The 22,099-nt window shown below is 62.5% G+C and carries 15 protein-coding genes; 1 reads left to right on the top strand and 14 read right to left on the bottom strand.

Annotated elements, in window-relative coordinates; genetic code table 11:
* Positions 1 to 6: 6 nt before the first annotated feature.
* The 5 genes from BG457_RS08005 to chvE form a co-directional block, all read right to left on the bottom strand.
* Positions 7 to 921 carry a Gfo/Idh/MocA family protein gene (locus BG457_RS08005; protein ID WP_071796536.1) on the bottom strand — a complete coding sequence of 305 codons (915 nt, stop codon included), beginning with the start codon at positions 919 to 921 and terminating at the stop codon, positions 7 to 9.
* A complete protein-coding gene (gene araD, locus BG457_RS08000; protein WP_071796534.1) occupies positions 921 to 2,663 on the bottom strand; it encodes an L-arabinonate dehydratase in 1,743 nt (580 codons plus the stop codon). Before araD ends, BG457_RS08005 begins: the two co-directional genes overlap by 1 nt.
* A gap of 5 nt (positions 2,664 to 2,668) precedes the next feature.
* Complete coding sequence (mmsB, locus tag BG457_RS07995) at positions 2,669 to 3,898, bottom strand: multiple monosaccharide ABC transporter permease (RefSeq protein ID WP_071796532.1); 1,230 nt, start codon at positions 3,896 to 3,898, stop codon at positions 2,669 to 2,671.
* 1 nt (position 3,899) lies between these two features.
* Positions 3,900 to 5,432 carry a multiple monosaccharide ABC transporter ATP-binding protein gene (gene mmsA, locus BG457_RS07990; protein ID WP_071796530.1) on the bottom strand — a complete coding sequence of 511 codons (1,533 nt, stop codon included), beginning with the start codon at positions 5,430 to 5,432 and terminating at the stop codon, positions 3,900 to 3,902.
* A 68-nt stretch (positions 5,433 to 5,500) separates the two neighbouring features.
* On the bottom strand, positions 5,501 to 6,550 hold the full coding sequence (gene chvE / locus BG457_RS07985; RefSeq protein ID WP_071796528.1) for a multiple monosaccharide ABC transporter substrate-binding protein: 1,050 nt from the start codon (positions 6,548 to 6,550) through the stop codon (positions 5,501 to 5,503).
* A 135-nt stretch (positions 6,551 to 6,685) separates the two neighbouring features.
* On the opposite strand from chvE, the gene BG457_RS07980 reads away from it, so the two are divergent.
* Positions 6,686 to 7,603: a LysR family transcriptional regulator gene (locus BG457_RS07980; RefSeq protein WP_071796526.1), complete on the top strand. Its 918-nt coding sequence runs from the start codon at positions 6,686 to 6,688 to the stop codon at positions 7,601 to 7,603.
* A gap of 46 nt (positions 7,604 to 7,649) precedes the next feature.
* On the opposite strand, the gene BG457_RS07975 is transcribed toward BG457_RS07980, so the two are convergent.
* The 9 genes from BG457_RS07975 to phbB form a co-directional block, all read right to left on the bottom strand.
* On the bottom strand, positions 7,650 to 11,669 hold the full coding sequence (locus BG457_RS07975; protein WP_071796524.1) for a PAS domain S-box protein: 4,020 nt from the start codon (positions 11,667 to 11,669) through the stop codon (positions 7,650 to 7,652).
* A 342-nt stretch (positions 11,670 to 12,011) separates the two neighbouring features.
* Complete coding sequence (locus BG457_RS07970; RefSeq protein WP_084657549.1) at positions 12,012 to 13,043, bottom strand: ABC transporter substrate-binding protein; 1,032 nt, start codon at positions 13,041 to 13,043, stop codon at positions 12,012 to 12,014.
* Complete coding sequence (locus tag BG457_RS07965) at positions 13,040 to 14,428, bottom strand: sensor histidine kinase (RefSeq protein WP_175546766.1); 1,389 nt, start codon at positions 14,426 to 14,428, stop codon at positions 13,040 to 13,042. The genes BG457_RS07970 and BG457_RS07965 overlap by 4 nt, the downstream gene beginning before the upstream one ends.
* Position 14,429: 1 nt before the next feature.
* Positions 14,430 to 15,104 (bottom strand): response regulator transcription factor, encoded by a 675-nt coding sequence (locus BG457_RS07960; protein ID WP_071796523.1) that lies wholly within the window; start codon positions 15,102 to 15,104, stop codon positions 14,430 to 14,432.
* Positions 15,105 to 15,151: 47 nt separating this feature from the next.
* Complete coding sequence (locus BG457_RS07955; RefSeq protein WP_139257618.1) at positions 15,152 to 15,607, bottom strand: hypothetical protein; 456 nt, start codon at positions 15,605 to 15,607, stop codon at positions 15,152 to 15,154.
* A 26-nt stretch (positions 15,608 to 15,633) separates the two neighbouring features.
* Positions 15,634 to 17,361, bottom strand: coding sequence for a dihydrolipoyl dehydrogenase (gene lpdA, locus BG457_RS07950; RefSeq protein ID WP_071796519.1), 1,728 nt, complete (start codon positions 17,359 to 17,361; stop codon positions 15,634 to 15,636).
* Positions 17,362 to 17,375: 14 nt separating this feature from the next.
* Complete coding sequence (gene aceF, locus BG457_RS07945; RefSeq protein ID WP_281249229.1) at positions 17,376 to 18,647, bottom strand: dihydrolipoyllysine-residue acetyltransferase; 1,272 nt, start codon at positions 18,645 to 18,647, stop codon at positions 17,376 to 17,378.
* A complete protein-coding gene (gene aceE, locus BG457_RS07940) occupies positions 18,644 to 21,301 on the bottom strand; it encodes a pyruvate dehydrogenase (acetyl-transferring), homodimeric type (protein WP_071796514.1) in 2,658 nt (885 codons plus the stop codon). Before aceE ends, aceF begins: the two co-directional genes overlap by 4 nt.
* Positions 21,302 to 21,358: 57 nt before the next feature.
* Positions 21,359 to 22,081: an acetoacetyl-CoA reductase gene (phbB, locus tag BG457_RS07935; RefSeq protein WP_071795821.1), complete on the bottom strand. Its 723-nt coding sequence runs from the start codon at positions 22,079 to 22,081 to the stop codon at positions 21,359 to 21,361.
* Positions 22,082 to 22,099 lie beyond the last annotated feature (18 nt).

Raw genomic sequence — 22,099 nt, 5'->3', positions numbered from 1 at the left:
GGATCCTCAGAAATGAAAAGCGTCGGTTATCTGCCGCGTGCCCAGCAGAAAGGCATCGGCGACAAGTGTCATCGGGCGCAGATCCATGTCAGAGCGCCCGGCGCGCACCAGTTCGGCCATGCGACGATAGAGGCGCGGATATTCCCCCGCCAGCGCATCCGGTGCCGGGCTGGTGGCCGCGCCATCAATCTTCAGACGCGCGCCGCCATCGTGCAGCGCAAGCCCGCCCTGATCGGTCTCGATCTCGATATGCCATGTCTGCGGCCCCTCCTGCCGCCAGTCGAAATCGGCAGTGATCGCGTTCGTCAGACGCAGCTTCGCGGCAATCGGGGCCTGCCGGTTCTCGGGAAATTCCAGCGCGGCACCGGTCAGCCGCACCGGCACCGGCAGAATTTCGGTCAGGATCGACAGCGCATTGATGCCGGGATCAAAAACACCCATGCCACCGGGCTCGAAGACCCAATCCTGACCGGGGTGCCATTTGCGCACATCCTCGCGCCAGGTGATATGCCCGCGCCTGATGGTTTTGTCCGCAAGCCATGCCTTGGCAGGGGCAACCATCGCCGCTTCGCGCGAATGCCAGGTGGCAAAGGCGCCCAGCCGCAGCCGGTCCGCCGTCTCGCGCAGGAGATGGCATTCGCCCAGCGTCGCGCCAGGGGGTTTTTCCAGCATGACGAAACGCCCGGCCTGCAGCGCCTGCATCGCGGCCTCGAACCGTGGCACGGGCGGCAGGCACAGCGAGATGACACGGATATCGGGCCGGGCCTCCAGCATCGCGCCCAGATCCTGCCAATGCTCCACACCCTCCACACGACCAGAGCGCGACACAGTCGCCGCCAGCTCCCAGTCGTCAGACGCCGCAAGCGCGGGCACATGCTGATCGAGCGCGATCTTTCCAATTCCGACCAGAGCTATTTTCATCAGTGGCTGTCCCGTCCGACCGGGGCCCCACGGCAACCCCGAAGGAAATCCAGATCGGCCCCGGTATCCGCCCCCTGCACATGTTTCATATGCAGCCAGGCATAGCCGGAGGCAGGCTTGTCGGCAGGCGGCACCCAGGCGGCCAGACGCGCCTGCAATTCCTCATCCGGAATATCCAGATGCAGCCGCCGCGCGGGCACGTCCAGTTCGATCATATCGCCATTCCTCACCACCGCCAGCGGCCCGCCAGCGGCCGCCTCGGGCGAGGCGTGCAAGACCACCGTGCCATAGGCCGTGCCGGACATGCGCGCATCCGAGATCCGCACCATATCCGTGACGCCCTTTTTCAGCACCTTCGGCGGCAGACCCATATTGCCCACTTCGGCCATGCCCGGATAACCGCTTGGCCCGCACATTTTCAGCACCAGAATGCAGGTCTCATCCACGTCCAGATCCGGGTCATTGATGCGCGCCTTGTAATCGTCGATATCCTCGAACACGACCGCACGGCCCCGATGCCGCAACAGCGCAGGTGTCGCGGCAGAGGGTTTCAGCACCGCCCCGCGCGGCGCAAGATTGCCGCGCAACACGGCAATCCCGCCCTCCTGCGTCAGCGCCTGTTCCACCGGCAGGATCACATCGGGGTTGTGATTGACCACATCGTGCAGCTCGTCGCGGATCGGTCCGCCCGAAACCGTCAGTGCATCGCCATGCAACAGCCCGGCCTCCTGCAGCCGCGCCAGCACGACGGGCAGGCCCCCTGCATAGAAAAACTCCTCCATCAGATACTTGCCCGAGGGCATCAGGTTCACGATCGTGGGCACCCCCCGCCCGCAGCGGTCCCAGTCGTCCAGCGTCACATCGACACCCACCCGGCCCGCCAGCGCCAGCAGATGGATCACCGCATTGGTCGAGCCACCAATCGCGGCATTGGTGCGGATCGCGTTTTCGAAAGCCTGCTTGGTCAGAATATCCGATGGTTTCAGATCATCCTTCACCATCTGCACAATCCGCCGCCCTGACAGATGCGCCATGACCCGGCGGCGCGAATCCACAGCCGGAATGGCCGCATTGCCCGACAGCGCCATGCCCAGAGCCTCGGCCATCGACGCCATGGTCGAAGCCGTGCCCATCGTGTTGCACGACCCCGGCGAGCGTGACATCGAGGCTTCGGCCTCCATGAACTCGGCCTGTGTCATCTCGCCCGCCTTAACCGCTTCCGAGAATTTCCACAGATGTGTCCCCGAACCCACGCGTTCACCCCGGAAATAGCCGTTCAGCATCGGCCCGCCGCTGACCATGATCGAGGGCAGATCGGTCGAGGCCGCAGCCATCAGCAGGCTCGGTGTGGTCTTGTCACAGCCCGCCAGCAGCACCGCCCCATCCATCGGCAGACCGCGCATCTGCTCCTCGATGGACATGGCCGCCAGATTGCGAAACATCATCGCTGTCGGGCGAAACCCGGATTCCGAGGCCGAGAAGGCCGGCACTTCGACGGGCAAACCACCCGCCTCATAAATACCTGCCCGCACACGCTGCGCCAGATCGGCCAGATGGGCGTTGCACGGCGTCAGTTCCGACCATGTGTTCAGGATCGCGATGACCGGGCGGCCATCGAACATGTCATGCGGGATGCCCTGGTTCTTCATCCAGCCGCGATGATAGATCTGGTCGCGGCCCGTGCCGCCGAACCATTCCTGAGAGCGCAGCTTTCGCGGCCAGGGTGCTGGGGTGAATGTCATCGCGCTTATGCCTTCTTGCTCTTGTTATAGACATCGAAGATCACCGCTGCGAGCAGCACCAGACCCTTGATCATCTGCTGGTAATCAATACCGATACCCATGATCGACATGCCGTTATTCAGCACACCCATCAAAAGCGCACCCACCACAGCGCCCACGATCCGCCCCACACCGCCCGACATGGACGCACCCCCGATAAAAGCTGCGGCAATCACATCCAGCTCCAGCGCGAAACCGGCCCGAGGGGTCGCCGTGTTCAGCCGCGCGGCGAAGACAAGTCCCGCAATCGCGGCCAGCACCCCCATATTGACAAAGGCCATGAAGGTCAGCCGCTCGGTCTTGATCCCCGACAGTTTCGCGGCTTTCTGATTGCCGCCCACAGCGTAAAGCTGCCGCCCCAGCACGGTCTTTTCGGTGATGAAAGCATAGAGGATCGTCAGGATCCCCATGGTCAGCAGCACATTGGGCAGACCACGGAAACTCGCAAGCTTATAGGTGACAAAGACCAGCGCCACGACGACAACCGCATTGCGCAGCACGAAGAATGCGAAGGGCTCTTCGGGCACGTTATAGACCCGGTTGGCCACCCGTTTCTTGACCCCCAGCCAGACGATCAGCGCAGCCGCAACCACGCCGGTCAGAAGCGCCAGCACGTTGATATTGCGCTCGCCAAACAGCCCTGCCAGCGCCTGCCCCAGCCCCGCCGGGAACGGATCCGCGATGAAACCGGTCGAGATCACCTGAAATTCGCGCGGAAACGGACCCAGCGACTGGCCCTGCAGCAACCACAGCGACAGGCCACGGAAGACCAGCATCCCCGCAAGGGTCACGATGAAGGACGGAATGCGCCAATAGGCAATCCAATAGCCCTGCGCCGCCCCGATCAGCCCGCCCATGACAATGCAGATCGCACAGGCGACAAGGATAGGCACCCCCATGCTCACGATCAGAACCGCCGCCAGCGCGCCGACAAATCCCATTACCGAACCCACTGACAGATCAATATGCCCCGCGACGATGACAATCAGCATCCCCAGCGCCATGATCACGATATAACTGTTCTGCAACAACAGGTTGGTCAGGTTCACCGGGCGCAGAAGCGTGCCGTTTGTGGTGATCTGGAAGAACACCATCACCACGATCAGGGCGACAAGCAGCCCGTATTCCCGCAGGTGATTGGACAGATAATCGCGCATCCGCTGCCCGGTCGGCGCGGTTTCAGTGGCCTCGGCCATGTCAGACAGTCTCCATATTGCTGACGATCATGGACATGATGCGTTCCTGACTGGCCTCTTCGGCACTCAGGCATCCCATGAACGCGCCTTCATTCATCACATAGATACGATCACACATGCCCAAGAGTTCGGGCATCTCGGACGAGATCATCACCACGCCCTTGCCCTGTGCCGACAACTCATTGATCAGACCGTAAATCTCGAATTTCGCGCCCACATCGATCCCGCGTGTGGGTTCATCCAGGATCAGCACATCGGGCTGCGCGAAAAGCCATTTCGACAATACCACCTTCTGCTGATTGCCGCCGGACAGGTTGACAACCTTCTGCATCACGCTGGGCGTGCGGATTTTCATGCTGCGGCGGTAGCGCTCGGCCACCTGCGTTTCCCGGCCCTCATTCAGCAGCCCGCGCTCAGCCACGGCACTCAGATTGGCCAGCGTGATATTGCGCTGGACCGGCTCTTCCAGGATCAGCCCCAGGGCCTTGCGATCCTCGGTCACATAGGCAAGCCCCGCCTTGATCGCGTCGCTGACGGTCGCGACCGGGACTTCCTCGCCGCGCATCAGCACCGTGCCCGTCGTGTCACCGCCATAGGAGCGCCCGAAAAGGCTCATGGCAAGCTCGGTGCGCCCCGCGCCCATCAGCCCGGCAATGCCCACCACCTCGCCCTCGCGCACGTCGAATGACACATCGCGGATCGACAGCCGGTCCGGGAAATCCGGGTGGCGCACGTTCCAGTTCCTGACTTCCAGCAGGGATTTTCCCGCCTGGCGGGTGCGGGGCGGATAGCGCTGCGCCATGTCGCGCCCCACCATATCGCGCACGATCCGGTCCTCGGTAATCTCGCCGCTCCGCGCCGACATGGTAGACACCGTACCACCATCGCGCAACACGGTCAGACTGTCCGCAACGCGCCGCACCTCATTGAGCTTGTGGCTGATGATGATCTGCGTCATGCCCTGCGCTTTCAGTTCCAGCATCAGATCCAGAAGCGCGGCACTGTCGGATTCCGAGAGCGCGGCCGTCGGCTCGTCAAGGATCAAGAGACGCACATTCTTGGCCAGCGCCTTGGCGATTTCGACCAGTTGCTGCTTGCCCACGCCCAGCTTTTCCACCCGCGTTTCGGGCTGGTCACTCACGCCCACCTTGGCCAGCAGCCTGCGCGCCTGACGGTTCACCTCATTCCACTGGATGATCCCCCGCCGGGCGATTTCATTGCCCAGAAACAGGTTCTCGGCAATCGAGAGAAGCGGCACCAGCGCCAGCTCCTGATGAATGATGATGATGCCCTTGGCTTCGCTGTCGCGGATCGTCTGAAACTCGGCCAGTTCGCCCGCGAAATGGATCTCACCCTCATAGCTGCCCGCCGGATAGACCCCCGAGAGCACTTTCATCAGCGTGGACTTGCCGGCGCCATTCTCGCCGACGACGGCATGAATCTCGCCCTCGGCAACCCGCAGATTGACATTATCAAGGGCGCGCACACCGGGGAATGTCTTGGTGATGCCGCGCATTTCCAGAAGGAGCGTCATGTCAGAGTACTTTATGTCATTGGCGCGCAGGACCGGGGCGGGCGACCCGCCCCGGCTGCATCTGCTGCTTACTGAAGCTGATCGAGCGTGTAATAGCCCGACCCCACAAGGATCTCTTCCCAGTTCGACCCGTCAACCGGCACCGGCTCCAGCAGATAGCTCGGCACGACCTTGATGCCGTTATCATAGGTCTCGGTATCGTTGATCTCCGGCTCGCCGCCGCGCAGGATCGCGTCCACCATGCCCACAGTCACGCGCGCCAGCTCGCGAGTGTCCTTGAAAATGGTCGAATACTGCTCGTCTGCAATGATCGACTGCACCGACTGGACCTCGGCATCCTGCCCGGACACGATCGGCCAGGGCAGATCACCCGACCCATAGCCCACGCCGCGCAGCGAAGACAGGATCCCGATGGACAGCCCGTCATAGGGCGAGAGCACGCCATGCACCTGTGTTTCGGTGTAATGCGCCGACAGAAGGTTATCCATCCGGGCCTGCGCTGCGGCCCCGTCCCAGCGCAGGGTTCCCACGCGGTCCATTCCCATCTGCCCGGAAACGATGACGATATCGCCCGAGTCGATCATCGGCTGCAGCACCGACATCGCGCCGTCATAGAAGAAATACGCATTATTGTCGTCCGGCGATCCGCCGAACAGTTCGACATTATAGGGCCCGTCGCCAAAGCGCTCCTGAAGCCCCTCGACCAGCGAGCTGGCCTGCTGCACGCCAACCTTGAAATTGTCGAAGGTCGCGTAATAGCTGACATATTCGCTGTCGCGGATCAGACGGTCATAGGCGATGGTCTGGATGCCCGCGAAATGTGCATTCTCCAGTGCATTCGACAGGGTGGTGCCGTCAATCGCGGCGATAACCAGAACATCCACCCCGCTGGTGATCATGTTCTCGACCTGCGCAAGCTGATTGGGGATATCATCCTCTGCATATTGCAGCATGGTCTGATACCCGGCTTCCTCGAACAGCCGGACCATGGACTCGCCATCCGAAATCCATCTTGCCGAGGATTGCGTGGGCATGGCGATGCCGACGGTCGATTGTGCAAAGGCCCCTGTGGCCAGTACAAGGCCGACCGCAGTCGCGGTCAGAAGTCTGAATGTCATTATCTTTCCTCCCAGATAGCGTGACCGGGCTGCAGGCAGCCTCTCTTCAGTCCGCCCGCGCAGAATAGACAGGTATGATATACAAAACAAATTCTGTTTATTGCATTATACATAACATTTTTGGTATGCCATGCCATGTCAATCCTCACCCGCCTCAAGCCCCTGCATCTGCGCCTGCTGGTCGCAATTTCCGAACATGGCAAGCTGCAGCGCGCCGCCGAACATCTCGCCATGTCCCAGCCCGCCGCCTCGCGCATTCTGTCCGAGATCGAGGAAACGCTGGGAACGCCGCTCTTCGAGCGCCTGCCCCGCGGGATGCGCCCGACCCCTCTGGGCGCGCGGGTTCTCCAGCGTGCCGCGCTCATCCTTGTGGAATATGACGCGCTGGAAAAGGATATCGCGATGGCCCGCGACGGTCTCTCCGGCACGGTACGGATCGGCGCGGTCACAGGTCCGGTTCTTGCCTATGTCATGCCCGCAATCCGCCAGATTCGCCAGACCGCCCCGGATATCGAGGCCACGATCCATGTCGCCCCCTCGGTCGATCTGATCCGGGGGCTGGAAGACCGGAAACTTGATTTCATCATCGCCCGCCTGCCGGTCGGACAGGAAGTCAGTCATCTGGAAGTGACGCCCGCACGCCACGAACAGGTCGCCCTGCTGGTCCATCAGACGCATCCGCTCGCCGGGCGGGGCCCCTGCTCACTGCAAGCGCTGCTGGAATTCGACTGGGTGATCCAGGAACGCGGAGCACCGATCCGCCAGGCGGTAGAGAACGCGTTCTTTCACGCCTATCTGCCGCTGCCGGGCCAAGTCACCAACAGCTCATCCCTGCTGGTGGCGCTCGACATGATCACGGCCGGCCCCACCATCGCCCCGGTCGCACAGGAGGTCGCGAATTTCCTGATCGGCCCTGGCCCCGACGCCCGTCTGGCCATCCTCGAAACCGAGGCCAGAATTACCGTCGAACCCTATTTCGTCATCCGCCACAAACATCATGCCCGCAGCGAGGCCACGAACCGGCTCTATCGTCGGGTGCTCGAACTGCTCTGAGACCTTGCCGCAGAATGGCCCGCGATCACCTCAGCCCGCAAAAGCGTCAGGAATTGATGGCATTGACGATCGCGGCCACCAGATCATTGCCCCGGAACGGCTTGCCGACATAGCCCTTGAAGCCCGCACGCAAATACTCATCGACCTGATGCGACATGACATTCGCCGTGAGCGCGATGGCAGGGAGGCTGCGATGCGCCGCGCGCGCCTCACAGGCCCGCAATTCCGAAAGCGCGGCAATCCCGTCAAGTTCCGGCATCGAAATATCCAGCAGGTACAGGTCGAACCGGTCCGGCTCCCATGCCTCCACAGCTGCGCGCCCGTCTTCGGCCAGAATAATCTCGGCACCCAGCTTCGTCATCAGCGTGTCAAGGATCATCCGGTTGGTCCGGTTGTCATCCGCCGCAAGGATGCGCAGCCCGGCCACGGACGCATTGCTCTGCGCCGCGACCTCGTCAGGCATCGCTCCGGCCAACGGCAAAGGCAAACGCAGCCTGACTTCGGTTCCCTGCCCGGGCGCGCTCTCCACAGCAATCTCGCCCTCCATCAGCTCCACCAGACGTTTGACAATCGACATGCCCAGACCGGTTCCGCCGAAGCGCCGCGTGACCGTGCCATCTGCCTGCTCAAACTCCTCGAACACGCGCGAGACCTGCTCGGGCGTCATGCCGATGCCCGTATCCCGCACGACAAGAAGAAGCGCGCCATCCGCATCGGCCCCCATAGTGACATCCACACGCCCCGACTCGGTGAACTTGACCGCATTTCCGACAAGATTATGCAGGATCTGCGCCAACCTGCCGGGATCACCCAGCCGACGCTGCTCCGCCGCCGCGTCAACGGACAATTCCAGCGCAAGGCGTTTCTCAACCGCCTGTACCCGGTGTATCGACTCGACCTGATAGGCCAGACTGGCCGGGACGAAAGGCGCAAGCTCCAGCGTCAGCTTGCCCGCTTCGATCTTCGACATGTCCAGCACGTCATTGAGCACCCCGAGCAGGGTCTCTCCCGAGGTGCGGATGGTCATCAGCATCTCCAGATGCCGTGGGTCCGACAACTCCCCTTCCAGCATCTGCGCCATTCCAAGCACGCCATTAAGTGGTGTGCGGATCTCATGGCTCATATTCGCCAGAAAGAGCGATTTCGCCCGGTTCGCCGCCTCGGCGCGTTCGGCGGCATGGCGCAGCTCATTCTCCGCAGCAACCTGATCCGTGATGTCGCTGATCGAAGCGACGACACGCACACCCAGCCCTTGGGCATTGATCGGGGCCGCATTGACCAACAACATGCGCCGTGACCCGTCCGGCCAGGCTATCGAGAAACGGACATCGCGTATGATACGGTTCTCTGTCATGACGCGCCGGAACGGCAGCGCCTCGGCAGCGAAGGGCTTCCCGTCCAGCGTCAGGACGTTCCAGGTGCTGTCATCATAGCGCAGCCCATCAATCTCGGATGCCGAAAGCCCGAGAATGCGCTCTGCGCCGCGATTTGCGAAAATGATGCGCCCGGCCTCATCCAGCGCCACAATGCCAGAGACGGAGGCATCCATCAGACTGGCAAGATAGTCCCTCTCGGCGGTCAACTGGGCCTCAAGCCGCATACGCTCGGTAATATCGAGGTGAATTCCGGCCAGCTTCGACGGTCGGCCATTGCTGTCGCGCGCGGTGACGCGACCGCGCGACAGAACCCAGACCCAGTGCCCCGCCTTGTGCCGCATGCGGATTTCATTGGCGAACCGGTCGCCTCCATCCGTCAGACAGGTTTCATGCTGTGTCGTCATCATGTCGAGATCGTCGGGATGGACCAGGTCATGAAAACCGAAATGTCGGCGGTCAGCCAGTTCCGCGCGCGTATAGCCCAGCATCTCGGCCCAGCGTTCATTCACCCGTTTGGTGTCTGATACGAGATCAAGTTCCCAGGTACCCGCAGCCGCGGCGTCTATGATCTCGCCCAGCCGCTCCTCGGCACGCTTGAGTGCCGTAATGTCGATATGAACACCGGCCATCACCTCGGGTTCGCCATCGGATGACCAGCGCGCCACACGCCCGCGCGAACTGACCCAGACCCAATGCCCTGCCTTATGCCGCATCCGCAGCTCATACTCGAAATGGTCGATCTCGCGCGACAAGACACGGGCCACCTTGGCCTCGGCAGCGACCAGATCCTCGCTATGCACCAGACGACGCCATACATCGATGGTCAGGGGGCCAAGCTCCTCCAGCGTATAGCCTACGATCTCGGCCCAACGGGCATTGACCAGATTAGTCCCAAGCGGGACATTCCATTCCCAGGTGCCCGCCTCGGCACCATCAATGATATCGGCCAGACGGCGCTCCGCCTCCTTGACCTCGGTGATGTCGATCCGCATCCCAACCCGGCCGCCATCTGGCGTCCTGCGCTCGATGGTCCTGATCCACTTGCCCGCAAGCTGCCGGTCAAGCGTTCCGCTCGCAAGATGATGGTTTCTTACCCGCTCGGCAATCCAGGCATCTTCGCGACCGATAGCCTCGGGCAACTCGCCACTCGCGGCGATTGCACGCAGGACCGTTTCATACGAAACCCCCGGCTTTATCAGCGGCTCCGCTTTCGGAAACATGCTCCGATAACGGGTATTGCACAGAACCATCCGGTCATCTGCATCGAAATAGACGAATGCGTCGGGCAACGCCTCTACGGCCATTTCCAGCCTTGCGCGGGCTTCAGTCGCCTCGCGCGCCAGATTCTCAAGCATTTCCGCCTGTTGTTTGCGCTGGGTAATATCGGTCTCGATAAAAACATATCCCGTCAGCAGGCCATCGGCATCGCGCAGCGGCTGCAGATCAATATCGGTCCAGAAATGCGCACCGTCCCGCGTCCGGTTCAGCAGCTCAGCGCGGACCGCCCGACCGGCTTTCATCCCGGCCGTGATCTGCGAGGTCTGCACCTGATCCGCCTCGGGCGCGCGCAGAAACTCCGAGGGCCGACGCCCGCGCACCTCGTCCAGACCCCAACCCGTGCGCGCCTCGAAAGCCGGATTGACCCATTCCACGCAATCGTCAGTTCCGACAATGATGACCAGATCGGTCATCCGCCGCGCGATCAACCCCAGACGCTCGGCCTCGGCAGCGAGCCGCCATTCCTCTGTCGTATCGCGCGCGACGAAAACATATCCAGGCTCCTTGCCCGGACGGTCCGGCGGTCGGGAGGATACAGTAACAGCATAGCGCCGACGCCCGCGCGGCGTCTCTGCCCAGAACATATGCGGCCCCGAACGGCCGGTGGCATCCACTTCCGCCATCGCGCGCCGGTTCAGCGCCGCGATATCGGGCGGCATCACCTCTTCATGGGTCTTGCCGAGCAACTGTTCCCGCGGCACCATCATCTGTTCAGTATCAGCAGTGAAAACACCGACATACCGCCCGGCGGAATCCACCTCGACCACCAGTTCCGACAGGGCGCCCAGCGTGGTCTTCAACCGATCATGCGCCTCGGCCATAAGGTTTCGCGCAGCGGCGATTTCGGCCGTGGCATCCGCGCGTGCCAGCGCCGCGCCGATCGCATCGGCAATCGAGCCGAGCAACTGAACCTCGCTGCGCGCGAAAACCCGACGTTGCGCCACAGCGTCAAAGCCGACGAAGCCCGAGAGCGTATCTCCGGCGCGCAAGGGCACCATCAAAAGCGACCGCACCCCCTGAAGCTGCAGATGCGCCTTCAGGGCAGAGCCCTCGGGCAGCCCATCCACATCGCTGACTTCTATGACTTCGTTTCGGGACAAGCGCTCTTGCACCGATTCCATGAGGTCCACAGGCAGGTCGCGGTTGAGATGGCGGCTTTCGGCAATGTGTTCAGCGCACCATTCATGCGTATTATCAATAACTTCGCCGTTTTCATCGGGTTTGATGCGGAAAACATAGCTGCGATCAATACCGCAAAACTGTCCCAGCTGCTCCAGCGCGTGCTGAATCGTGGCATCGATTTCGTCCGGGGTGGCGCGCAGCAGTTTTCCCAGCAAATCCACTGCAAGCGCCAGCGAATGCTCGCGCGAGATTTCCTCTGAACGCTTCGGACCCGTTGTCTCGGAACTCAATGCTACGCCCTATCCTTTGCCGTGGCGAAGATACTGGCCTGCCCGTCAGCCCAGCAGAACCCGACGTATGAAAGCAGCAAAAATTTCCACATCAAGGTCAGGCTACCCATACTGTGTTAAGAGAACATATACTACCGCAAGCTGTATACCGAATTCTCTCACCGGTCGCGCCCCTCCTCACTACCTGCGCGACAGGGCGACACATCTTTGAGGGTCATGGGCGTATCGGGTTGCCCGAGCGGGATTCGAGCAACCAGACGGACGGGCCGAAGCACAGTGCCGGGCAGAAACCGCGCGCCCCGTCCCCGCCTGCATCCGAGCGGGCAATGCGTCCGCGCGCATCTACCTGTCCTGCACGAAGGCCGAGAAGAACACGCTGATGAAATCCTGATGTCTCTGCGCGTCCAATCCGGCAAGCAGGGTCAGCCCAAGCGGGATCGGGCGCAGGTCGGAATCGCCCGGCGGGCCTTCGGGCAGAAGGTAGCTTTCGGTCAGCACCTGCCGCCCCTCCGGCGACAGGGCAAAATCGATGAACAGCCCTGCATTGGCCGGATGCGGGGCATTCCGGGGGATCAGCGCCGAGCGGCTGATCGCGAAACTGTAATCGTCGAAACGCACGATACCCAGATCGGGATTCTGGGCCGCGCGCTCTGCGGCGTAAGAGCCCAGAACATTGTAGCCGATCAGATAGTCACCCGCCTCAACCCCATCGATCATAGGCCCCGCGCAGCATTCAAGCTTCGCATTCAGCCGTCCCATCGCCTCGACCAGCCGCCCGAAGGTGGTCGCCTGCTGCGAATCGCTGAACGCGAAAAGATAGCCCACCCCCGAGCCCTGGACATCATAGGTGATCAGCCGGTTGGCGAACAGCTCCGGATGCGCGCGCAGGTTGTCGATCAGCGCATAGCGCGTTCCGGGGATCAGGTCGGGTGGCAGCAGAGTGCGGTTATAGATCAGCACTGCCGGTTCCAGCGTCAGCCCGAAAACCTCATTGCGCCAGTTCGCCCAGTCAGGCAGGGCCTCCGTCCAGACCGAGACATGCGGTCGGGCGCACAACTCGTTGACCAGCGCCACCTGCAGATCCATCGCAGAACTGACCAGCAGATCAACATCCGTGGCGCCGGCCTCGCAATCGCGCGTGGCCGCGGTGTAAAGCTCGCGCGTGCCGACCTCAGAATAGGTGACATGCAAAGCGGGATAGGCCGCCGAGAAAGCCGCCACAAGCGGCGCGAAGGCGGAAATATCGGTGGACCCATGGATGACCAGCCGATGCGCCGCATCCGCGTCATCCGGCCCATAGGAAATCTCGGCAGCCGCCGCCGTCGCGAAGGCGGTCAGCATGGCTGCCACGGCACTGGTTGCCGCACCGGTCATGCCCCCGCTCTCCCCTGTGGCGCATCCTCCTGCAGCCGTGGCACGACAAGGCCGCAGCGAAACACCCCGGGCTTACGTTCCATGACCATCCGGGCGCGATGGGCCTTGGCCACCGCATTGGTGATCGCCAGACCCAGCCCGTGGCTGGCCCTGCCCTCTGCGCTGTTCCGGTCGAACCGGCGACCGATCATGTTCCAGCGGCTTTCGGGAATGCCCTTCCCGCGATCCTCGACGAAAATGCCAAAACTCCCCCCCTCCTCGCGCGGTTCCACCACCAGCCGGATCGGGCTCTCGCCGTAGCGATGCGCATTGGCAACAAGGTTCTTGACCGCTTCGATGAGGCTGAATTCATCGCCCGCGACCATCGCGGGCCGCTCAGGCAATTGCAGCCAGAGCTGCGGCGCGCCTTGCGGGAAATAGGTTTCGGCGGCGCGCTCTACCTGCATGGCGATGGCGCGCAGGTCAACCGGACGCAATGGCGCCGCGTCGGCGCGGTGGATGACCATGGCCTGATCAATCAACTGCCGCGCCAGATGCGCGATCTGCTCTGACTGCATGCGAACCTCATCGGCCACCGCGCGCCCAGCCTCGTCCGACTGCTCGGCGGCGTTCTGCGCATAGGCGCTGAGCGCGGTAATCGGCGTCAGCAACTGATGCGAGGCATCGGCGATCAGCGCCTGCATCGCGTCGATCCGGTTCGCCAGACGCGACATGAACCGGTTGATCGCATGCACATTGGCGCGGATCTCCACCGGAACCTGGACATCGATCGGTGTCAGATCGGTCGGGTCACGCTGTACCAGTTCCTGTTCGATCCGCCGCAGCGGGGCCAGCGAGAAGCGCACCGCCAGCATCGCGATCAGAAAGATGCAGCTTGCCGCCGCGATCACGATGGCCAGCGCCTGCGACACAATCTCCCGCGTCAATGTCTCGCGCGCGATCAGCGTATGACCCACCACCACCACGACCTCACCGTGGAAATTCTGCTCGGCCAGTTCGCGCGTCAGCGCGATCAGCCGGAATGTCTCGCCGCGATGCGTGAAATAGCTCAGGCGCGGCGCCGCCGAGGGCTGGGCAAAACCCGCCAGCAGATCCGACCCGGTCAACTTCTGCCCCCCGGCATCGAACACGCCATAGAGGATCCGGTCCTCCGGGGCCAGCGACAGGATTTCGAACGCGCTCACGGGCACATCGGCCCGTGGCGTGCCCCCGACCACCGAGACCGTCCGTACGATACTCAGTGCGGCCCCTTCCAGCAGCATGTCATAGGCGCGTTCCGCCGCCCGCTGGCCGTAGCGATTGGCCAGATGCCAGGTTCCGGCCGCTCCCACCATCAGAAGCAGGGCGCTGGCTGTGAACAACCGCAAGGTGATCGAGTTATGCACGTCAGTCGTCCAGCTTGATCTGATACCCGATCCCCCACAGCGCCTTGATCCCGACTCCGGTCGGCTGCAACTTCTTGCGGATACGCGCGATACGCAGCTCGATGGCATTGGGGCTGACCGCGCCATCTCCGAAACCATACAGCTTGTCTTGCAACATGGATTTTGACACGGGCCGGTTGGCATTGACCAGCAAAACCTCCAGCAGCGTGAAATCCTTGGGCGAAAGCTGCAGCAATTCGCCCCGGAACGTGATCTGGCGCTCGTGGAAATCAAGCTCCAGCTCGCCCAGCCGCAGCACCCGCCCTGTCGCCCCCACCGGCGGCGTCAAGAGGTTGCGCAGCCTTGCATCCAACTCGCGCAGATCGAAGGGTTTCAGCAGATAGTCATTCGCCCCGGACTCAAAGCTCTTCAGCCTTGTATCCACCGCATGGTTGACCGACAGGACCAGCACAGGCGGGTGCTGGTTGCGCTCCCGGCGCAGCTGCACCAGCAGATCCATCCCGTTGCCGTCGGGCATGTTCAGGTCAAGGATCACCGCATCATAGTCCTGAACCTGCAGCGAGGCTTTGGCCAGCTTGATCGTGTCGGCATGATCAATGGCATAGCCCTTGGCCTGAAAATACCGCAGGATCGGAACCGCGACTTCGGCACTGTCTTCGATCAGAAGATACCGCATAGCGCTCCCGCCCCGTTTCCCGGCTCCACGGCCCGGAACCTCCCCTGTCAGGAGTTTTTCAGACTCGCCGCCACCGCGTCAACTCCTGCTGTCAACTCTTTCAGGGCTTTCTCATTGGCCTGCTGCGTGGCCTCGACAGATTTGCGCATCAGCTCCATCGCCTGATCCATCACAGCCTTATAGGCCTCGGCCTGTTTTTCCGCATCGGCCCCGGATTGCTTCATCGTCGTCATCTGGTCATTGGCCAAGGCCGCCAGATCCGAGAAAATCCGGGTCTGCCGCACGAACAGGTCGCCATAGGCTTCTCCCACTGTGCTATTGGTGCGCATCATCATGTCAAGACTGCGCTGATAGGTCTGCGCAAGCTCCTGCAACTCCTGTGTCAGCTTCTCCGGCGCTCGGTCTTCCGCCCCAGGGGTCAGCGCGGCAAACATGCGCTGCGTCGCCTCGGGTGAAAATGCCTTGAGCATCTCATTTATGTTGAAGGGATCCTTGTTGGTCATTTTGGCCTCCTCCGTCAATTCAGTGATTACTGCTTGCGCCGCTTCGGCGGGACAAGATCGGTTATTGTACCTTCAAACATCTCGGCGGCAAAATTCACCGTCTCGGACAAGGTCGGATGCGGGTGGATCGTATGACCCAGATCGACGGCATCCGCCCCCATCTCGATGGCCAGCGCCACCTCGGCGATCAGATCGCCCGCATTGGGCCCGACAATGCCTGCGCCGATCACCCGGTCATCGGCTTCATCAAAGATCAGCTTGGTCAGCCCCTCAGAGCGGCCCAGCGACAGCGACCGCCCCGAAGCCGCCCAAGGGAACACCCCCTTGCCCACCTTCAGCCCCTGCGCCTTGGCCTCGGTCTCGGTCACGCCGACCCAGGCGATTTCGGGATCGGTATAGGCGACCGAAGGGATCACCCGCGCATCAAACGCACGCGGCAGGCCAGATGCGACCTCGGCCGCAACCTTGCCTTCATGCACCGCCTTGTGGGCCAGCATCGGCTGGCCGACCACATCGCCGATCGCAAAGATATGCGGAACATTTGTCCGCTGGCGGTTGTCCACCGTGATGAAGCCGCGCGCATCGACCGTGACCCCGGCGGCCTCGGCCCCGATCAGCGCGCCATTGGGCCGCCGCCCGACCGCCACCAGCACCTTGTCGAATACATCGCTGCTGGTGCTGCCATCTTCGGCCTCGAAGGTGACTTTCAGCCCCTTCTTCTGCGCCTCGACCGCAGTGACCTTGGTCCTGAGCAGGATATTCTCATAGCGCCCATTGATGCGCGCATGCAGCGGCTTGACGATATCCTTATCCGCGCCGGGGATAAGCTGGTCCATCAGCTCGACCACGGTAATTTTCGACCCCAGCGCATCATAGACGCAGGCCATTTCCAGCCCGATGATCCCGCCGCCCAGCACCAGCATGCGCTTGGGCAGATCCGCGAGTTCCAGCGCGCCGGTGGAATCGATCACGCGGGGATCGTCCTTTGGCAGGAACGGCAGTTGCACCGGCTCGGACCCGGCGGCAATGATGCATTGGTCAAAGCTGACCGTGGAACGCGCACCATCAGGCGCCGTCACCTCGATCATATTCGGCCCCGCAAAGCGGCCCGTGCCCCGTACCACCGTCACTTTGCGCGCCTTGGCAAGGCCCGACAAACCGCCGGTCAGCTGCGAGACAACCGAGGATTTCCAGCCGCGCAAAGCGTCGATATCAACCTTGGGCTTGCCGAAACTGAGGCCATGCCCGGCCATCTCCTCGGCCTCGGTAATCACCTTGGCCGCGTGCAGCAGCGCCTTGGACGGAATGCAGCCCACATTCAGGCACACCCCGCCCAGTGTCGGGTCACGTTCGATCAGCACGACCTGCCGACCCAGATCGGCCGCACGAAACGCCGCCGTATAGCCGCCGGGGCCAGAGCCCAGCACCACGATCTCGCCATGCACATCGCCGCGGCTGGCGGCGGGGGCGGCTATGGGGGCCGGACTGGCAGCGGCAGGCGCCGCAGCGGGAGCATCCGCAGCGCCTGCCGCCTCGACCACCATAATGGGGCTGCCTTCCGAAACACTGTCGCCAACCGCCACGCGCAATTCACGCACGACACCGGCGACGGGGCTTGGCACCTCCATCGTGGCCTTGTCGCTTTCCAGTTCAATCAGCGGATCATCCACCGCCACAGTATCGCCGGGCTGCACCAGAATGCTGATGACCGGCACATCCTTGTAATCACCGATATCGGGAACCTTGATCTCCATGTTCTTGTCCCCCGTCACAGCATCAACCGGCGCATATCGCCGAGCAGGGTTTTCAGCGTCACCGCAAAGCGCGCCGCCAGCGCGCCGTCGATGGCGCGGTGATCATAGCTCAGCGACATCGGCAGCATGTTGCGCGGCACAAATTCCGTCCCGTTCCAGACCGGCGCCATGCGCGAGCGGGTCAGGCCCAGAATGGCCACTTCCGGCGCATTGACGATGGGCGTAAAGCCGGTGCCGCCGATGCCCCCCAGCGATGAAATGGTAAAGGTCGCGCCCTGCATATCGGCGCTCTTCAACTCGCCCGCCCGCGCCTTGGCACTCAATTCGCCCAGTTCCTTCGAGATCTCGATGATCCCCTTGCGGTCGGCATCCCTGATCACCGGCACCACCAGCCCGTTCGGCGTGTCGGCGGCAAAACCGATATTGTAATAATGCTTGCGGATCAGCTTGTCGCCGTCAGGATGCAGCGAGGAATTGAATTCCCAATGCCTGCGCAGCGCCGAGACGCTGGCCTTGATGATGAAGGACAGCAGCGTGACCCGGTAGCCCTGTTCCTTCGCCTCGGTATCCAGTTCCTTGCGGTAGCGGTCGATCTCGGTGATATCCGCCTCTTCCTGATGGGTCACATGCGGCACATTCAGCCAGGACCGGTGCAGCGCCGGGCCGGACAGCTTCTTGATGCGCGGCATCTCGACATCTTCGACCGGCCCGAATTTCGAGAAATCGACCACCGGAACCGGCGGAATCCCGGTGCCACCGGCAACAGCCGCAGGCGCAGCCGGGGCGGCAGTGGCCTTGAAGCGCGCGGTCACATCCTCGCGCAGGATACGGCCCTTGCGCCCGGTGCCGTTGACCTTCGCCAGATCGACCCCAAGCGCGCGCGCAAATGCCCGGACCGAGGGCGAGGCATGGACCTTGCCGAATCCCAGATCCGTGACCGGGGCGGGGGCGGCAGCCGCACTGGCCGGGGCGGCAGCAGGGGCCGGGGCAGCAGCAGCGGCGGCAGGCGCCGCAGCTTGCGCGCCCTCTTCCTCGACCGTCAGGATGACCGAGCCCTCGGACACCCGGTCGCCCGGCGCAACCACGATCGAAGCCACCACCCCGCCCAGGGGCGAGGGCACTTCCATCGTCGCCTTGTCGCTTTCCAGCTCGACCAGCGGATCCTCGGGTGCGATCCGGTCGCCCACCGCGACCAATATGGTGATCACCGGCACATCCTCGAAATCACCGATATCGGGAACCTTGACCTCAGTTACCATGGCTCTGTCTCCTCTTTCGGTTTTCAGCTGTGCCGCGGGTTTGGCTTGGCACCGTCAATGTCGTATTTCTGCAGCGCTGCGGCCATTTCGGCCTTGCTGATCGCGCCTTCCCGGAACAGCGCCACCATCGCGGCTGCGGCGATATGATTGGCATCGACCTCGAAGAAGCGGCGCAGATTGGCGCGGCTGTCCGAGCGCCCGAAACCATCCGTGCCCAGCACCGTATAGGGAAGCGGCACATAGGCCCGTATCTGTTCGGCATAATTGCGCATGTAATCGGTCGCGGCGATCACCGGCCCCTGCGCCCCGTCCAGAGCCTGAGTCACATAGGCCAGCTCCGGCGTGCCCAGCGGGTTCAGCCGGTTATGGCGTTCCACATCCTGCCCGTCACGCGCCAGCAGGTTGAAACTGGTCGCCGACCAGATATCCGATGTCACCCCGAAATCGGCCTGCAGCATCTCGGCGGCCTTCATCACCTGCACCAGAATCGTGCCCGAACCCATCAGATTGACATGGCGCTTGCCCGCGGCTTCGGCCTTTGACAGGCGATAGAGCCCGCGCACGATGCCCTCCTCCACCCCTTCGGGCATATCGGGATGCGCGTAATTCTCATTCATCAGGGTCAGATAGAAATACTCGTCGCGCTGTTCGACATACATGCGCTGCAACCCGTGATGCAGGATCACCGCCACCTCATAGCTGAAGGTCGGGTCGTAGCTGACACAATTCGGGATGGTCCCGGCCAGAATATGGCTATGCCCGTCCTGATGCTGCAGCCCCTCGCCATTCAGAGTGGTCCGCCCGGCAGTGCCGCCCAGCATGAAGCCCCGCGCCCGGCTGTCGCCCGCCGCCCAGGCCAGATCGCCGATGCGCTGGAAACCGAACATCGAGTAATAGATGAAGAAGGGGATCATCGGCACGCCATGCACCGAATAGGATGTCGCCGCCGCGATCCAGTCGGCCATCGCGCCCGCCTCGTTGATGCCCTCCTGCAGCACCTGCCCGTCCGTGGTTTCCTTGTAGAACATCATCTGCGCGGCATCTTCGGGCGTGTAATTCTGCCCCAGCGGATTGTAGATCCCCACCGAGCGGAACAGCCCTTCCATCCCGAAAGTGCGGCTTTCATCGGGCACGATCGGCACCACATGCTTGCCGATAGTCTTGTCGCGCAGCAGCGTCGTCAGCAGCCGGACAAAGGCCATGGTGGTCGAAATCTCGCGCTTGCCGGTGCCTTTCAACTGCGCCTCGAAACTGCTCAGCGGCGGGATTTCCAGCTTGGGGGCATCGCGCCAGTCGCGTTTGGGAAATGCACCCCCAAGCGCCTGACGCCGCTCACTCAGATAGGCCTGCTGCGCATTGTTCAGCGAAACGAAGGGCGCTTTCGGCAGGTCTGCGTCCGAGACCGGGATCTGGAAACGGTCCCGAAAGGCGCGCAACTGATCCTCGGCCAGCTTCTTTTGCTGATGGGTGATATTCTGGCCTTCGCCGGCACTGCCCATGCCATAGCCCTTGACGGTCTTGACCAGCAGGCAGGTCGGCTGGCCCTCGGTCATCGTGGCGCGTCTGAAGGCGGTATAGACCTTCTCGGGGTCATGCCCGCCCCGCCGCAGCGCCCAGATCTGATCATCGCTCCAGTCTGCGACCAGCGCTGCCGTTTCCGGGTATTTGCCAAAGAAATGCTCGCGGATATAGGCCCCGTCCTTCGATTTGAAGGTCTGATAATCACCATCGATGGTTTCATCCATAAGCTGGCGCAGGCGGCCCGTGGTGTCCTTCTCCAGCAACTCGTCCCAGCCCTTGCCCCACAAGAGCTTGATCACATTCCAGCCACCGCCGCGAAACTCGCCCTCAAGCTCCTGCACGATCTTCGAATTGCCCCGCACCGGCCCGTCCAGCCGCTGCAGGTTGCAATTGACGACGAAGATCAGATTGTCGAGCTTTTCGCGCGCGGCAAGGCTGATCGCGCCCAGGCTTTCCGGCTCATCCATCTCGCCATCGCCCAGAAAGCACCAGACCTTGCGGTCGGCCATGTCGATCAGCCCGCGATTGTGCATGTATTTCATGAACCGCGCCTGATAGATCGCCATCAACGGCCCCAGCCCCATCGAGACCGTGGGGAACTGCCAGTAATCGGGCATCAGCCAGGGATGCGGATAGGAACTCAGCCCCTGCCCCGCGACCTCGGAGCGGAAGTTCAGAAGCTGCTCCTCGCTGATCCGCCCTTCCATGAAACTGCGCGCATAGATGCCCGGGATCACATGACCCTGAAAGAACACCAGATCGCCGCCATGGCTTTCCGACCGCGCGCGCCAGAAATGGTTCAGCCCGATGTCATACATCACCGCCGATGAGGCGAAGCTGGCAATATGGCCGCCATATTCGCTGGAGACCTTGTTGCGCTTCACCACTGTTGCCATCGCGTTCCAGCGGTTGATGGTGCGGATGCGCCATTCCATCTCCAGATCGCCGGGAAATTCCAGCTGGTCATCGGGCGGAATGGTGTTCTGATAGGGTGTCGTCGCCGAGAATGGCAATGCGGCCCCCGCCGCCCGCGCCTGCTGCACAGCGCGATCCAGCAGGTAATGCGCGCGCGGCGCCCCGTCGCGGGCGATCACATCCTCGATGGCCTCCTGCCACTCGCGGGTTTCGAGCGGGTCGATATCGGTGTCGGCGTTTGGCATGGTTTGCCCCCTCTGGACAGGGTTGCGGTCTTTTTTACATCGTGAAAGCGGATTTCGTCAGACGAAAAACTGCGCGCCGTTGGCGCTGATGGTGGAGCCGTTGATGAAACCCGCGTCATCGGCAACCAGAAAGGCCACGCAGCGCGCGATTTCCTCGGGCTCACCCAGACGTCCGGCCGGGATCCCCGCGATGATGCTCTCGCGCACTTTCTCGGGCACCGCCATCACCATCTCCGTCGCGATATAGCCCGGACAGACCGCATTGGCGGTGATGCCCGCCCGCGCGCCTTCCTGCGCCAGAGATTTGACGATGCCGAGATCGCCCGCCTTGGTGGCCGCGTAATTCACCTGACCGAACTGGCCCTTCTGCCCGTTGATCGAGGAAATCACCACCACGCGCCCGAATTTGCGCTCGCGCATCCCCGGCCAGATCGGGTGTACCGTGTTGAAAACACCGGTCAAATTCGTGTCGATCACCTCTTTCCACTGCTCCGGCGTCATCTTGTGGAAGGGCGCGTCGCGGGTGATCCCGGCATTGGCCACCACGATCTCGATCGGGCCCAGATCGGCCTCGACCTGCGCCAGACCGGCCTTGGAGGCCTCATAATCCGCCGCGTTCCATTTATAGGTCTTGATGCCGGTCGCTTCGGTGAAGGCCGCTGCTGCCGCGTCATTGCCCGCATAAGTCGCGGCCACGGTATAGCCCCGGGCCGCCAGTTCCTTTGAGATCGCAGCCCCAATGCCGCGCGATCCGCCTGTGACGAGTGCCACTCTTGCCATTTGTCCCCTCCTATCAGG

Source organism: Natronohydrobacter thiooxidans (assembly GCF_001884735.1).
GTDB lineage: Bacteria > Pseudomonadota > Alphaproteobacteria > Rhodobacterales > Rhodobacteraceae > Roseinatronobacter > Roseinatronobacter thiooxidans_A.
The sequence above is the reverse complement of the archived record's forward strand: the minus strand, read 5'-3'. Positions and strand labels throughout refer to the sequence as shown.

Coding starts and splice junctions, on each gene's coding strand:
- BG457_RS08005 (WP_071796536.1), bottom strand. CDS start 921: ATGAAAATAGCTCTGGTCGGAATTGGAAAGATCGCGCTCGATCAGCAT.
- araD (WP_071796534.1), bottom strand. CDS start 2,663: ATGACATTCACCCCAGCACCCTGGCCGCGAAAGCTGCGCTCTCAGGAA.
- mmsB (WP_071796532.1), bottom strand. CDS start 3,898: ATGGCCGAGGCCACTGAAACCGCGCCGACCGGGCAGCGGATGCGCGAT.
- mmsA (WP_071796530.1), bottom strand. CDS start 5,432: ATGACGCTCCTTCTGGAAATGCGCGGCATCACCAAGACATTCCCCGGT.
- chvE (WP_071796528.1), bottom strand. CDS start 6,550: ATGACATTCAGACTTCTGACCGCGACTGCGGTCGGCCTTGTACTGGCC.
- BG457_RS07980 (WP_071796526.1), top strand. CDS start 6,686: ATGTCAATCCTCACCCGCCTCAAGCCCCTGCATCTGCGCCTGCTGGTC.
- BG457_RS07970 (WP_084657549.1), bottom strand. CDS start 13,043: ATGACCGGTGCGGCAACCAGTGCCGTGGCAGCCATGCTGACCGCCTTC.
- BG457_RS07960 (WP_071796523.1), bottom strand. CDS start 15,104: ATGCGGTATCTTCTGATCGAAGACAGTGCCGAAGTCGCGGTTCCGATC.
- BG457_RS07955 (WP_139257618.1), bottom strand. CDS start 15,607: ATGACCAACAAGGATCCCTTCAACATAAATGAGATGCTCAAGGCATTT.
- lpdA (WP_071796519.1), bottom strand. CDS start 17,361: ATGGAGATCAAGGTTCCCGATATCGGTGATTACAAGGATGTGCCGGTC.
- aceE (WP_071796514.1), bottom strand. CDS start 21,301: ATGCCAAACGCCGACACCGATATCGACCCGCTCGAAACCCGCGAGTGG.
- phbB (WP_071795821.1), bottom strand. CDS start 22,081: ATGGCAAGAGTGGCACTCGTCACAGGCGGATCGCGCGGCATTGGGGCT.